The organism is Salinicola sp. CR57 (assembly GCF_003206585.1).
Classification (GTDB): domain Bacteria; phylum Pseudomonadota; class Gammaproteobacteria; order Pseudomonadales; family Halomonadaceae; genus Salinicola; species Salinicola lusitanus.
Window position 1 is genome coordinate 146,641 of record NZ_PZJL01000005.1, and the last position, 14,311, is coordinate 160,951.

A 14,311-nucleotide genomic window follows, 5' to 3' on the forward strand; every position below is an offset into this window, starting at 1 on the left:
CGTACCGGCGCTCGATTTCCCGACTCAGGACGACGGTACCCGGCGGCGTTGTTGGAACATGAGCCTTGCGGCCACTGCCGCCGCGATCAAACCGGACACGGCAGCGACCATCATCGCCCATCGGGGTCCGGCGTGATCGGCCAGCCAGCCGACGATGGGAGCGCCGAGCGGGGTACCACCCATGATCACTGCCATTCTCAAGGCCATCACCCGGCCGCGCATGGCGGGATCGGTGGTCAACTGCATCAAGGCGTTGGACGAGGTGTTGAAGGTCAGCGCCGTGAATCCTGTCAGGGTGAGCATGGCGGCGAAAAGGACGACGTTGGGCGAGACCGCCGCCAGGGCGGTGAAGACGCCGAAGGCGAGGGTCGAGACACCCAACAGGCGCAGGTCCGGTCGCTCCCGGCGGGCGGCCATGAGCGCACCGCCCACCGAGCCGATCGCCAGCGCCGAGGTGAGAACGCCGTACTGGTCGGCGCCGCCCTGGAAGATGGAGACCGACATGGTCGAGATATAGATCGGGAAATTGAAGCCGAAGGTGCCGATCAGGAACAGCATGACCATCATCGCCTTCAGGTCGGGGCGCCTCCAGACGTAGCGGAAACCCTCCAGCAACCCACCGGCGCGGCGGCCCGACTTCAGTGGCGTATGGAGCTGGTCGACCCGCAGCAGGAACAGCGAGCCCAGCACCGCCGCGAAGGAGGCCGCGTTGACCAGGAAGACCCAGCCGGTGCCGATGGCGGCGATCAGCACGCCGGCCACCGCCGGGCCGATCATGCGCGCGCTGTTGAACGAGGTCGAGTTGAGGGCGACGGCGTTGGTGAGGTAGGTCTCGCCGACCAGGTCGTTGACGAATACCTGGCGCGCCGGACCGTCGAAGGCGGTGACGCAGCCGAGTCCCAGAGCGAAGGCATAGACCTGCCATAGCGTGACCACACCGGTCACGGTGACCAGGCCGAGCCCCAGCGCCAGCAGGCCCAGCAGGGCCTGGGTCAGCATGATCAGTCGACGGCGGTCGAAGCGGTCCGCCGCATAGCCGGTGAACGGCAGCAGCAGCAGTTGCGGCCCGAACTGCAGCGCCATGGTGATGCCGACGGCGCTGGCGTTGTGGTCGGTGAGTACGGTCAGGACCAGCCAGTCCTGGGCCACTCGCTGCATCCAGGTGCCGGTGTTGGAGACCAGCGCGCCGGCGGCCCAGACCCGAAAGTTGTAGACGCGCAGCGAGCGGAACAGCCGGGTGTCGCTCATCGCCGCGGCGGCTGCCCGCGATGGCCGAGGCGTGGCAAGAGAGGTGTGATGATCATGCGAGGATCGGGGACTCCTTGTCGATGAAGCCGACGTCGGGCCTCAATCCATGGCCGGCGTCGCCCGCGTCCAGAAGCGGGATGGTCATCTCAGTGTAACGCGTTTGCTTAAAATGGCGGGGATCGATGCTCGCGCTGGCGCCTTCCAGCCTCCGCCCACCACCTCAGGTCCTCGGCAAATCGGCCGAAGGCGCGCTCGAGAGATTGGCCGGCATCGCCGATGGGCGTGCCGGTATCGTCCAGCGTCTTGCCGATCTGGCCGACCGCGACCGTGCTGGAGATGACCACCATGCCCATCTCGGCCAGGGTGCCGTGCCAGGCGAGATTGGCGTGGGCACCACCGAGGCGGCCGGCGGAGTAGCTGACGATTCCGGCCGGGCGCCAGAACCACTCTTCCAGGAAGTGATCGGTCAGATTCTTCAGCCCTGGCTGCACGCCCCAGTTGTATTCGCCGGTGACGAAGATGAAGCCGTCCGCATCGCGAATCTTGCCTGCCAGTGTCTCCATCGCCTTCGGCGCTTCGCCCTCGGGATACTCCTTGTACATGCGGTCCAGCATCGGCAAGTCGATCGCCTTGGCGTCGATGAGCTCGGCCTCGGCACCCTGGGCGTTAAGCGCTTGCACCACATAATCGGCCAGCCGGATGCCGGCGCGATCGGATCGGTAGGAACCGTAGAACACCAGGATACGATCGGTCATGGGAAGCTCCGGGAGGGTCGGCGAGCCGGGATTGTCTCCCGTTCAGATTATCATGGCTTCGCCAGCGGCAGCGTGAACCAGATGCAGGAGCCGCGGCCGGGCTTGCTCTCGAGGGTCAGCTTCGAGTCGTGACGTTTCAGCACATCGGAGACGATCGCCAGACCGAGGCCTGTCCCGTCGCCGCGTTCGCGGCTATGGGCGGTACGATAGAAGCGCTGACACACGAGGGAGATCTCCTCGGGCTTCATGCCGATGCCGGTGTCGCGAACGCCGATCTTGAGGGTGTCGGCATCCAGGTAGAGGATACGAATCGTGACCTGTCCCCCGGCATTGGTGGCGAACAGGGCATTGTCGACCAGATTGGTCAGGGCGTGATCGATCAGCTCCACATCCGCTGCCACCTGGGCCATGTCCGCCTCGTTTTCCACACTGAGCATGATGCCATTCTCCTCGGCCCTGGGGCGGAAGTTGGTGACGATGTCATTGGCCAGTTCGGCAAAGGAGAACGATTCGAGAGCCAGGGGCCGATCGGCGATATTGGCGTGCGACATCTGGGAGAGTTGCGCGGCCAGCCGGGTCAGTCGATCGACATTCAGGCGTATGGCCTCGAGGTTCTCGCGGCTGTCGTCGGTGCTGGCGGTGCGCAGCAGTTGCCGGGTGTAGCCGGACAGCGACGTCAGCGGGGTGCGAAACTCATGGGACAGGTTGGCGACCAGCTCCCGGCGCTGGCGGTCGTTGTCGCGCAGGGCCTCCATCTGCGCCTCGATGGTGGCCGCCATCTCGTTGAAGGCCCGGCCCACGCGACCGATCTCGTCGTCGATCCGGTCGGGCACGCGCTGCCGGTAATCGCCGCGGGCGAAGTGGCGTACGGCGCGTGTCATCCGGGTGAACCGGCGGGTCAGCAACGCGAACAGTGCCAGCCCCACGATCAGCGTCAGCAGCAGGGCAACGCCAGTGGCAATGAACAGGGTCCGGGTGATGCCGCTGGTCTGCCAGATGTTGGCCATCGAGACCTGGGTGTTGGCCTCCAGCCGCACGAACAGGTAGCCCTGGGAGGCTTCGGGGCCGAAGGTCACCGGCGCTACCGAGAAGACCCCTTCGCCGTCCTGGCAGGGCATATCCGCATAGACCGGCAGCATCGGCATTTCCGAGAGCAGCTCGGTGATGGCGCCCCGGTCGATCTGCTTGCCCAGACCGCACGCCCCCTCGCTGTAGGCACCGACCACCCGGCCGTCGTCATCGAGAACATACAGCGATAGCGATGGATTGATGGTCATGATCTGCTGGACGGCGGTGCGCACCCGGTCGTTGTCGAGCCCCTGGCTGAGCGGCTCTCGGAGCGTCTGGGCCAGTTGTTGCGCCATGTTGATCTGGGAGCGTTGCAGCCACTCACGGCCCAACTGGTCGAACTGATCGACCGCGATCAGCGCGGTCGCCGCGGACAGCGCGAGCATGCTGGCCAGGTAGATGAAGACGATGCGGGCGTAGAGACTACGATAGGCGCTTCTGAGCAGTGGCCACATGATCACTCGGCCGCCGATGGCGGAAGATCGGTAAAGCGGTAGCCGATGCCCCACACGGTCAGGATGTAACGCGGGTTGGCGGGATCGGCCTCTATCTTGTTGCGTAGACGGTTGATATGCGTGTTGACGGTGTGATCGTAACCGTCGAACTCCGCGCCCCACACCGCATCGAGCAGCTCGCTCCGGGAGAAACCGTGACCGGGGTGGCGAGAGAAGAACGAGAGCAGGGCAAACTCTCTGGCGGTCAGGGAGAGCGGTTGCCCGTGCAGTGTCGCGCGGTGATGGGTGGCATCGATCTCCAGATCCATGACGACCACGGGGCGGGCGTCTGGCGCCCGGTGCGTGTCGACCGCTTCCCGGCGCCGCATCAGCGCGTGGATCCTGGCCACCAGAATGTCGGTATCGAAGGGTTTGGTGATGTAGTCGTCGGCACCGATTTCCAGGCCTTCGACCACCTCTCGGGTACCGGCGAGCGCCGTCAGCATGATCAACGGGATGGCGGCATCCTGCTCACGAATCTCCCGGCAGACCTGAAGGCCGTCGATGCCCGGCAACATCAGATCCAGGATGATCATCGACGACGCCTTCCACCGCTGTAGCGCCGCTTCCCCGGTAGTGACCCATTCGGCCGCGTAGCCGGCCTCGGCCAGTATGGTCTCCAGAAGACGCCCGATATCGGGATCGTCCTCCACGCAGAGTATCGGACGTGGCATATCGGACTCCGGAGGATCAAAGGACCGAACATAGCCGAGATGCCCGACCGAGTCATCACGCGAATATCACGCCTGGAACGGGATGATCGGACGTTATGGTTTCGTGATGATTGGCCTGAAATCACCGATTACCTTGCTATCACCGCCTCGCTACGGAGGTGGCTACCGACAAGGAATACGGAGAAAGGTCATGATCGCGAATAAATCGAAGTTCCTGCTGGCACTGAGTGCCACGTTGCTGAGCAGTGGCGTGTTCTTCACGACCCTGGCCAGTGCCCAGGAAACGCAAACCGATAGCATGTCCCAAGACGCCATGGGTCAAGACAGCATGAGCCAGGATGGCATGGGCCACGACGACGCCATGGGCCAGGACGGCATGGGCCACGACGACGCCATGGGCCAGGACGGCATGGGCCACGACGACGCCATGAGCCAGGACGGCATGGGCCACGACGACGCCATGGGTCAGGACGGCATGGGCCACGACGACGCCATGGGTCAGGATGGCATGGGCCACGACGACGCCATGGGGCAGGACAGCATGGATCACGGTAACTGAGCCATGGCCTCCCGGCGGCCACGGCCGCCGGATGCCGTCTGCGTGAAAGCGAGGTGAATCATGCCATCCGGTATCGGTCCCGTTGCCAATCCCAAGCCCGATTCCCGTGCCAGGCCGGCCTCCGAGCCGGGAGCATTGGCGTCGTCCCGATTGATCAAGCGCCACAGCCTGGGCACTCGACTGTGGCACTGGATCAATTTCCTCTGTCTCATCGTGCTGCTGATGAGCGGTCTGCAGATATTCAACGCCCACCCTGCGCTGTACTGGGGCGAGCAATCCCGTTTCTCCGATCCGTTCATCGCGATTCACGCCCAAGCCGGGAACGACGGTGAACAACGGGGCGTGGTGCGAGTCGCGGGCTACACGATCGATACCACGGGCGTGTTGGGGCTCTCCGATGACAATGGCCAGCTACGCCAACGTGCCTTTCCCCGTTGGGCAACGCTGCCGGGGGACAAGTGGCTGACGATGGGAAGGAATTGGCATTTTCTCGCGGGCTGGATCTTTGCGCCTTCGGTGGTGGCATACCTGCTTTACACCGTGATCAGCCGCCATCGACGAGGCGCGATCTTTCCGACGCGCAGACAACTGAGAGCCATACCCAGGACGATCGTCGATCATGCCCGATTCCGCTTCCATCACGAGGCCGAGTACAACGGCATCCAGAAACTCACCTATGTCCTGGTGCTGTTCGTGCTGTTGCCGATGATGATCCTCACCGGGTTGACGATGTCTCCCACGATCAATGCGGCCTGGCCGTTGCTGACGGAGCTGTTCGGCGGCCGTCAGAGCGCCAGGACCCTGCATTTCATCTGCGCGTTTTCGCTGGTGGGTTTTTTCTTCGTGCATATTGCCCTGGTGCTGGTCTCGGGAGTCTTCAACAACCTGCGTTCGATGGTGACAGGGCGCTATCGCATCACCGCCAGACCGGCCGGGCCGGTGAATCGGGAGGATTCGCATGAGTAAGTCACAATCGTCCGGGCCGGATCGGAGTCGGCGCCGGCTTCTTTCCGGCATGGCGGCGCTGGGGGCGGGAAGCCTGCTGGCGGGTTGCGACCGGATCGCCGACAACGCGTCGGTAAAGCGCGCGCTGGGTAGTGTCGAGCAGCTGACCTACAAGGCGCAGCGGCTGATCGCCTCGCGGCAGGCGCTGGCGCAGGAGTTCGACAAGAGCCAGATCGCACCGGTCTTCCGTCCCAACGGCACCACCAATCCCCAGGAAGATTATTATCGCGCCTGGGTGGAGAACGATTTCGCCGACTGGCGATTGACGATCGACGGCCTGGTCGAGCAGCCCACGACGTTGTCGCTGACCGAGCTGGGCGAGATGCCGTCGAGGACGCAGATTACCCGCCACGACTGCGTCGAGGGCTGGAGCTGCATCGGCCAGTGGACCGGCGTGCCGCTGGCGGATCTGCTCGATCGCGTGCGGCCACGGGATCAGGCCAGATTCGTGGTCTTTCACTGTGCCGATCACACCTACGGCGGTAGCGATCTCTACTACGAGAGTCTCGACATGGTCGAGGCCTACCATCCGCAGACGATACTCGCCTATGGCTTGAACGATGCTGCGCTGCCGGTAGCCAATGGTGCGCCCCTGCGTCTGCGAGCCGAGCGCCAGCTGGGCTACAAGCAGGCCAAGTACGTCATGCGGGTGGAGCTCGTCGACAGCTTCAAGCACCTTCATGGTGGCAAGGGCGGCTACTGGGAGGACAGGGGATACGACTGGTGGGCGGGAATCTGAAAAAGAGGGCGATGATCGGCACCTGTTTACAGGCGCGTGGCCTACGAAATTGCCGTGTTGATCACGTCGCGTCACCACTGAAATGGCTCACGGGGGTCGTATGAACGCGCTTGATAGACTACAACCGCTGATCGCTGCAGCCGGCCTCATCATCCTTCGCTACAGTCTGGTGCTGATCTTTCTCGGCTATGGCCTGTTCAAATTCACCGCCTACGAAGCTGCTGCGATAGCACCGCTCACGGAGAACAGCCCACTCTTCTCGTGGGTCAATGCCTGGCTTGGGCAGCGTGGGGGCTCAAATCTGATCGGTGTGATCGAAGTGATCACGGCCGTGCTCATTGCGCTGCGGCGGCCTTTTCCGAAACTCTCTGCACTAGGGAGCTTGATGGCCGCGTTTGCACTGGTCGGTACGCTAAGTTTCCTGTTCACGACACCAGACCTCGGGCTGGAAACGGTCACGGCCGGCTTTCTCGTGAAGGATCTCACACTCCTGGGCGCTGCCTTGTGGACGTCGTCCGAAGCGTTGCTGGCATCGAAGAGGCGTGATGAGTCTGTCTGATGCGTGCCACGGCAGATCAGTCAGCCGCTGCCACCAGCAATAGACCATGGACGGGATTGACCCGTCCCATCGAGGCGATGGGATATCTGGCGCCGGCGACACAGCCAACCAGGAGGGAGTACATCCACGGTTCGGGGCTCGAATGCCGATAACCCGCTTGCCGTCCGTTCGGCTTTCACGATGCGTGAACAGGGAACGTCGGTGCCCAAGGCGTGCGCTGCATCTGTCTCACCCGGGGACGGTGAGGCCCGTGAACAGGCTGGTGGCTCGCCATGGGCCGATCATCCGGCGGCTCGTGGTTCGAAAAGATACGACTCGCGATGCGATCCTTAACAAGCTATCTTTCGGATCACGTACGACATTCGCCAATCAGGAGTCATCCATGAGCGATTATGTGCCTCCCCGCGTCTGGGAACCCAAGGAGAGCGGCGGCAAGTTCGCCAGCATCAACCGTCCTGTCGCCGGGCCCACCCACGACAAGGAACTGCCGGTCGGCAAGCACCCGTTTCAGCTCTATTCGCTGGCGACGCCCAACGGCGTCAAGGTCACCGTGCTGCTGGAGGAGCTGCTGGCCCTGGGCAAGGATGCCGAATACGACGCTTGGCTGATCAAGATCGGCGATGGCGATCAGTTCGGCAGCGGCTTCGTCGAGGTCAACCCGAACTCCAAGATCCCGGCACTGATGGATCGCAGTGGCGACAAGCCGATCCGCGTATTCGAATCCGGTTCGATCCTGCTCCATCTGGCCGAGAAATTCGGCGCCTTCCTGCCGAGCGATCCGTCCCTGCGTGTCGAGACGATGAACTGGCTGTTTTGGCAGATGGGGAGCGCCCCGTATCTGGGGGGCGGGTTTGGCCACTTCTACGCTTACGCGCCGGAGAAGATCGAATACGCCATCGATCGCTTCACCATGGAAGCCAAGCGTCAGCTCGACGTGCTCGATCGGCGCCTGGCCGAGTCGCGCTACCTCGCCGGCGACGAGTACACCATCGCCGATATCGCGACCTGGTCCTGGTACGGCCAGCTGGCGCTGGGCCGTCTCTACGATGCCGCAGAGTTTCTGGACGTGGAGAGCTACGAGAACGTCCAGCGCTGGGCCAGGGAGATCGATGCCCGTCCGGCCGTGCAGCGCGGCCGCATGGTCAACCGCACCTTCGGTGAGCCGGAAACCCAGCTTCACGAGCGTCACGACGCCAGCGACTTCGACACCCAGACACAGGACAAGATCGGCGGCTGATATCGCGCTGCCCCTTCACCGAGCCCGGCCTTGCGTCGGGCTTTTGCGTTACGCTATGCGGCATCGACGCCGCTTCGCCAGGCGTCGTCCTCACGGCTAGTCATAGGCACATTCATGAAAACTCTGTTTCGAGGCTATCTCGACTCCTCTCTCATTCTGCGCGTGACCATCGCCCTGGTGCTGGGCGTAGCGGTCGGGCTGATCGGTGGTGAGACCGTCGCGGCCTGGCTGGCGCCGCTGGGTGAACTGCTGCTGCGGTTGCTGCAGTTCCTGATCGTGCCGATCGTGCTGTTTACCCTGATCGTGGGGATCAATCAGGCCGATCTCGGCCGCATGGGGCGAATCGGCGGCAAGGTGTTCGGTTACTACGTGGTGACCTCGGCGCTGGCGATCGTCGTCGGGCTGGTCGTCGCCTCGCTGCTCTCGCCGGGCACGGGGATGACCCTCGACGACAGCGCGAGTGTCGAGGTGCCGGAAAATCCGGGCATCGTCAGCGTGCTGCTGAGCATCGTGCCGGACAATATCGTCAGCGCGCTGGCGCAGCCTAACCTGCTGGGGATCATCTTCACCGCGTTCGTCTTCGGCATCGCGCTGTTGAAGATGCGCCATGGCGACGGGCAGAGCGAGCTGGGTGAGAAGCTCTATGGCGTCATCGAAGGCCTGAACGCAGTGACCATGAAGGTGATGTCGGGCGTGCTCCAGTACGTGCCGATCGGCGTGTTCGCGATCGTGGCCGGCACCGTGGCCAAGCAGGGCCTGGATACCATCCTCTCGCTGGGCAACATGGTGGTGGTGCTCTATCTCGCACTGGCGGTGCATCTGCTGCTCTACGGCGTATTGATGAGTGCCTTCGGCGTGCGTCTCAGGGACTTCTTTCGTGAAGCCCGGACGCCCATGGCCACGGCCTTCGCCACGCAGAGCAGTACCGGCACCTTACCGCTGACGCTGAACGCGGCGCGCCGGCTCGGTATTTCGCAGAGTCTGTATGGGTTCAGCCTGCCGCTGGGCGCGACCATCAACATGGATGGCGCGGCGATCCGGATCGCGATATCGGCGGTCTTCGCCGCCAACGTGGCCGGCATCCCGCTGGACTTCATGACCATGGTCGAGATCGTGCTGATCGGCACGCTCACCTCCATCGGCACGGCGGGGGTGCCCGGCGCAGGTATCGTGATGATCGCGACGGTCTTTGCCCAGGTCGGGTTGCCGATCGAGACCGTGGCGCTCTTGACCTCGATAGACGCGCTGGTCGGCATGGGCTGTACCGCGCTCAATGTCACCGGCGACCTGGCGGGCACCGCCATCATCTCCCGCAGCGAGGGCGAGGATGCGTCGCGCGCTGCGGATTCGGCCGCCACCTGACGCTTTTGCGCTCAAGGAATCGTCGACGCATGACACACACCGTTCACAGCCGGACCTTGATCATCGGTGCCGGCAGCATGGGGCTGGCGACGGCCGATTTCCTGGCCGGCGCCGGAGAGGAGTCGGTACAGCTGCTTGACGCCCACAGCCCGCCTCATGACCAGGGCGCGCACCATGGCGAGACGCGCCTGATCCGGCTGGCTTACGGCGAGGGCAGCGGCTATGTCCCACTGGCCCTGCGCGCGCTGGAGCGCTGGCAACAGCTCGAGCGCGATACCGGGGCCTCGCTTTTTCTGCCCACCGGCGTGCTCAACCTCGGTCCGGCCTCGGCGCCGTTCATTCGGCAAGTCGAAGCCAGTGCGAGCCAGTTCGGCCTGCCGCTGGACCTGCTCGGTGGCGAGGCGGCTGCCGGGCGCTGGCCGGGGTGGCAGCTCGATGACTCGATGCGCGGCGGTTTCGAGTCGCGGGCCGGCGTGCTGCGGGTCGAGCGTATCATCGCCTGTTGGCGTGAACGGGTGGCGCGGCGCGCTGGGGTGACGCTGACGACGGGGGCGGTGGTAACCGATATTCGGCATCGGGATGATGGACGGTTCACGGCCAGTTGCGCCGATGGCCGCCGTTTCGTCGCCGATCGGGTGCTGGCGGCGACCGGTCAGCATCTGGCGCCGCTATTGGCGCCGCTGGGGATCGAACTGCCGTTGACCCGAGTACGCAAGACCTTTGCCTGGTTCGAGGCGGACGCCCGCTATCGGCCGGAGCGCTTCCCCGGATTCAGCCTGACCGACGATAAACTGGGCATCTACTACGGTTTCCCGGATATCGATGGTGCCGGTTTCAAGATCGGCCGCCATGACAGCGGCCAGCCGCTGACGCCTGGCGCGCCGATGGCGCCGTTCGGCGATCACCCGGAGGACGTCGCCGAACTGCAGCAGGTGATCGACCGCTATCTACCCGGGGTCGGCAAGCTCAAGCATGGCGCGGTTTGCCAGTATATCCGCACGCCGGACGAGCACTTTCTGATCGATGAGCCGCTACCCGGTCTGATCATTGCCGGCGGATTCTCCGGTCACGGCTTCAAGTTCGCTAGCGCCATGGGCGAAGCGCTGGGGCAGTGGCTGCGGACGGAAACGGCTCCAGCGGCGCTGGCGGGATTCGGACTGGCACGTCTTTCGGCCTGACCCCCCGCCCTCTCGAGAGGGATGTCGCGTAGACTGGCGGGCTCCACGAACAAGCGGTAGCGATATGTCTTCCACTCCTTTCTCCGCGCTGGCATGCCCGCTGGACGGCAATCCGATGCAACTTCAGGGCGGGACCTGGCGCTGCGATGCCGGCCATAGCTTCGACGTGGCGCGCCAGGGTTATACCCATCTGTTGCCGGTCCAGCACAAGCGTTCGCGTGACCCCGGCGACAGCAAGGCGATGGTCGCCGCGCGGCAACGCTTCCTGAATGCCGGCCACTATCGTCCGGTCGCCGATGCTGTCGCCCGCGCCGCCCTCTCGGCACAGCCCGAAGGAGGCGTGCTTCGCTGTCTCGATGCCGGCTGCGGGGAGGGCTACTACTTGCGTCGCTTGGCCGAGGCGGCGAGGGAGCAGGACGCGGCGCTATCCTTGCTGGGGCTGGATATCTCCAAGTGGGCGGTGCTGAGCGCCGCCAGACAGGAGCGCGCGATGTCGCGCGAGCTGCAGGAGGAGGCGGGCAGTCACTGGGTGGTTGCGAGCAATGCCAGGCTGCCGGTTCAGGATGGCGCGCTGGATTGCGTGCTCTGCCTGTTCGGCTTTCCCGTCTACGCCCAGTTCGCCCGCGTGCTCGCACCCGAGGGGATACTGATTCAGGCCGAGGTGGGGCCGGACCATCTGAGAGAGTTGCGCGAGATCATCTACCCCAGCCTGAAGCCGGAGCGGGAACCGTCTCAGGCCGCGCCCGATGGACTGGTCCGGCGAGACGTCGAGACGGTCCGCTTCCCGCTGACGCTGGGCGAACCGCAGGCCATTGCCGACCTGCTGGCGATGACGCCGCATCTCTATCGAGCCAGCGCCGAAGGCCGGGACCGGGCGGCAGCACTGGACTCGCTCAGCGTGACCGTCGATGTCCGGCTGACGTCATTCGTTCGGCTCGCCGATGCCGGTGTTTGAGTGCGGTGACACTGACGGTCTCGGGAGCGTGCCGCCAGCGGCAGCTCAATGCCGCCGTCTCGCATAGTCGCCGGCCCACGTCATGGCTTGTTCGAAGGGGAGGGCGGGGCTGTAGTAGAAGCCTTGCCCCAGATCGCAGCCAAGCCCCTTGAGGCGTGCCTCGATCGCCCCATTTTCTACTCCTTCCGCCACGACCCGCCGCTTGAAGCTTTTGGAGAGACCAATGATCGCCGCGACGATGGCTTCGTCCTCGGGGTTGTCCAGCATGCCGATCACAAAGGATCGGTCGATCTTGATCTTTTGGGTCGGGAAGGTGCGCAGGTAACTCAACGACGATTGGCCCGTGCCGAAATCGTCCAGCGACAGCTGCAGCCCGAGCCGCAGGCATGCCTGAAGGTTGGAGACGATGGTGTCGAGCTCTTCCGGGGGCGAGGTGCTTTCCAGAATCTCCAGCGTGAGCCTTCCTGCCAGATCCCGGTCATGAAGCGCCAGGGCGTGGTGCAGGTGATCGATGAAGCCGCTGTCGAGGAGGCTGGAAGGGTTGACATTGACGCTGATCGAATAGGGCAGCCCGCGCTGCAGGATCCGGTCGAGATCTCTCAGCGCGGTGTCGATGACGTACTTGCCCACCTCGATATCGAGCCAGCTGTTCTCGATGGCGGGAAGAAAGGCGCCCGGCGGCAGGATGTCGCCAGACGGGAGGCGCCAGCGGAGCAACCCCTCGAAGGCGGCGACCGTGTCGCCGTGATAATCGATCTTGGGCTGATAGAAGAGCTCCAGTTGCTGTCGCGACAGGGCGAGGTGCACGTCGCGGGCGAGAGCCAGGCGTTGGCGCCTGAAGTGGTGATGCTCCAGATCGAAGCGGCAATAGCCGTTCTTTCCAGCTTCCTTGGCCGAGTACATGGCCTGGTAGGCGTGATGGAGCAGTGCGTCCGGGTCCTCGTCGTCGTCGGGGTAGCAGGTGACGCCCATGCTGGCTGTGAGGGTGAGAACGTGCGTCGATGTTCTGATGGGGATGCGGAGCCGGTCGAGGATACGGTTGCAGGCTTCAGGCTGTAACCTGTCGCGTAGGATGATGGCGAACTCGTCGCCTCCCAGATGCGTCACCAGATCCTGTCTCCGCACCGCGTCGCGCAAGCGTCCAGCCATGACTTGTAGAACTTCGTCACCGATGGCGCTACCGTGCGATTCGTTGATGCACTTGAAACCATCCAGATTGATCAGGCAGACCGACAGGCTGTGATTGCGCTGCCGGGCGACTGCCAGCTCCGCTTCCATCAGCATCTGGAGCAGGCGCCGATTCGGCAAACCGGTCAGCGTGTCGATGTGATCCCGGCTCGGTTTCAGAGCCGGCTGGGGCGATGGACGCTTGCCCAGCTCTTCCTCGACCTGAGTGGCGAGGACCTGGAGCATACCGAGATCGAGCGCTGACGAGGCGACCGGTGCCATATCGATAAGGCAAAGTGTGCCAATGCCCAAGCCGGCGGGATCCCGGACCGGTACGCCGGCATAAAAGCGCAGATGGGGTGGCCCAGCGACCTGGGGGTGGCTGGCGAAGTCGGGATGTCGTCGGGCATCCTCGATGACCAGCAGTGCATCATGGCGGAGGGTGCGGTGGCAGAAGACCTGGGCGTCGGCGAGTTTGAGCGTTGTGTTTGGCCCGCGGATGTCGTGCCACTGACCACCTTTCGCCGGTATGAACCACGCATCCGTTACCTGATAGTGCCGTCTGGCAATCCAGCGTATCCGGTCGATGCGCTCCGCCGTAAGCGTGTCGATGGCCCCCGGATGACGCGGGGCATCTCGCCGATCCGTTTCGTCACGATCCTGATCCACGGTGTGGCACCTCGTCGAAAGCCGCCCTCTTCCTGCCATTCGTGTGGCGCCTCAACAACCGATCTATAGTGATTTCATGGCCTCGAGCCATGGTCGTTACTCGCAACTCGACAAGGATTTGAATGAATAATTCAATACAAATTTGAACAATGGTTCAACTGAAATTGAACAAATAGTTCAAATTGATTCAATGGACGAAAAGAGCTTGTTCGCACTACGCCTCAAAGCGGCGCTGATCGCTGCCGGATACCAACCTCGCCCCTCGGTACTGGAGCGTGAATTCAACCTGCGTTACTGGGGGGCGCCCGTGACTTTCCAGGGCGTGAGACGGTGGTTGCGCGGCGACTCGATCCCTTCCCAGGACAAGCTGCAGGTTCTGGCTGGCTGGCTGGGCGTCGAGCCACAGGTCCTGCGCTACGGCGACCAATCCCTGCAGGTTCGCGGTCCCATGCAGGCGACCTGGGTAATACCCGTAGGAGGGGAGGAGGACGAGATATTGCGCATCTACCGTGGGCTCGACGAAGCGCAGCGCAAGATCTTGCGGCAGGTGGTCCTGACATTTGCCAGGGCCAACGACTTGCAGCCGGAGGATGCCGAGGGGGTGCCCTGACAGGCGCCGGCGACGGAGCCGATCGGCCCCGT

General features: G+C 63.9%; 14 protein-coding genes. 9 read left to right on the plus strand and 5 right to left on the minus strand.

The window, feature by feature from the left end; all coding sequences use genetic code 11:
* Positions 1-24 precede the first annotated feature (24 nt).
* The 4 genes from DOM56_RS07280 to DOM56_RS07295 all read right to left on the minus strand — a co-directional run bounded on the left by DOM56_RS07280 (position 25) and on the right by DOM56_RS07295 (position 4,239).
* The gene (locus tag DOM56_RS07280; protein ID WP_110708172.1) at positions 25-1,248 is read right to left on the minus strand and encodes an MFS transporter; all 1,224 of its coding nucleotides are present in this window, start codon (positions 1,246-1,248) and stop codon (positions 25-27) included.
* A 164-nt stretch (positions 1,249-1,412) separates the two neighbouring features.
* On the minus strand, positions 1,413-2,003 hold the full coding sequence (locus DOM56_RS07285) for an NAD(P)H-dependent oxidoreductase (protein ID WP_110708173.1): 591 nt from the start codon (positions 2,001-2,003) through the stop codon (positions 1,413-1,415).
* Positions 2,004-2,053: 50 nt separating this feature from the next.
* Positions 2,054-3,526: a HAMP domain-containing sensor histidine kinase gene (locus DOM56_RS07290; protein WP_110708174.1), complete on the minus strand. Its 1,473-nt coding sequence runs from the start codon at positions 3,524-3,526 to the stop codon at positions 2,054-2,056.
* 2 nt (positions 3,527-3,528) lie between these two features.
* Complete coding sequence (locus tag DOM56_RS07295) at positions 3,529-4,239, minus strand: response regulator transcription factor (protein WP_110708175.1); 711 nt, start codon at positions 4,237-4,239, stop codon at positions 3,529-3,531.
* Positions 4,240-4,429: 190 nt separating this feature from the next.
* Between DOM56_RS07295 and DOM56_RS07300 the strand changes: the two genes are divergently transcribed.
* The 8 genes from DOM56_RS07300 (at position 4,430) to DOM56_RS07335 (ending at position 11,833) form a co-directional block, all read left to right on the plus strand.
* A complete protein-coding gene (locus DOM56_RS07300; protein ID WP_110708176.1) occupies positions 4,430-4,798 on the plus strand; it encodes a pentapeptide MXKDX repeat protein in 369 nt (122 codons plus the stop codon).
* A 60-nt stretch (positions 4,799-4,858) separates the two neighbouring features.
* Complete coding sequence (locus DOM56_RS07305) at positions 4,859-5,764, plus strand: cytochrome b/b6 domain-containing protein (RefSeq protein ID WP_110708177.1); 906 nt, start codon at positions 4,859-4,861, stop codon at positions 5,762-5,764.
* The gene (locus tag DOM56_RS07310) at positions 5,757-6,542 is read left to right on the plus strand and encodes a molybdopterin-binding protein (protein ID WP_110708178.1); all 786 of its coding nucleotides are present in this window, start codon (positions 5,757-5,759) and stop codon (positions 6,540-6,542) included. Before DOM56_RS07305 ends, DOM56_RS07310 begins: the two co-directional genes overlap by 8 nt.
* Before the next feature lie 100 nt (positions 6,543-6,642).
* Positions 6,643-7,101 (plus strand): DUF417 family protein, encoded by a 459-nt coding sequence (locus tag DOM56_RS07315; protein ID WP_198655714.1) that lies wholly within the window; start codon positions 6,643-6,645, stop codon positions 7,099-7,101.
* 382 nt (positions 7,102-7,483) lie between these two features.
* Positions 7,484-8,338 (plus strand): glutathione-dependent disulfide-bond oxidoreductase, encoded by an 855-nt coding sequence (gene yghU, locus DOM56_RS07320; RefSeq protein WP_110708180.1) that lies wholly within the window; start codon positions 7,484-7,486, stop codon positions 8,336-8,338.
* Between the two features lie 114 nt (positions 8,339-8,452).
* Positions 8,453-9,700 carry a dicarboxylate/amino acid:cation symporter gene (locus tag DOM56_RS07325; protein WP_110708181.1) on the plus strand — a complete coding sequence of 416 codons (1,248 nt, stop codon included), beginning with the start codon at positions 8,453-8,455 and terminating at the stop codon, positions 9,698-9,700.
* 29 nt (positions 9,701-9,729) lie between these two features.
* The gene (gene solA, locus DOM56_RS07330; protein ID WP_110708182.1) at positions 9,730-10,878 is read left to right on the plus strand and encodes an N-methyl-L-tryptophan oxidase; all 1,149 of its coding nucleotides are present in this window, start codon (positions 9,730-9,732) and stop codon (positions 10,876-10,878) included.
* Positions 10,879-10,942: 64 nt separating this feature from the next.
* Positions 10,943-11,833 carry a putative RNA methyltransferase gene (locus DOM56_RS07335; protein WP_110708183.1) on the plus strand — a complete coding sequence of 297 codons (891 nt, stop codon included), beginning with the start codon at positions 10,943-10,945 and terminating at the stop codon, positions 11,831-11,833.
* Between the two features lie 45 nt (positions 11,834-11,878).
* Here DOM56_RS07335 and DOM56_RS07340 read toward each other — a convergent pair whose 3' ends face one another.
* Entirely contained in the window at positions 11,879-13,669 is a 1,791-nt protein-coding gene (locus DOM56_RS07340) for a sensor domain-containing phosphodiesterase (RefSeq protein ID WP_232822219.1), read from the minus strand.
* 205 nt (positions 13,670-13,874) lie between these two features.
* Here DOM56_RS07340 and DOM56_RS07345 point away from each other — a divergent pair, with 205 nt between their 5' ends.
* Positions 13,875-14,279 carry a transcriptional regulator gene (locus DOM56_RS07345; RefSeq protein ID WP_280951284.1) on the plus strand — a complete coding sequence of 135 codons (405 nt, stop codon included), beginning with the start codon at positions 13,875-13,877 and terminating at the stop codon, positions 14,277-14,279.
* Positions 14,280-14,311 lie beyond the last annotated feature (32 nt).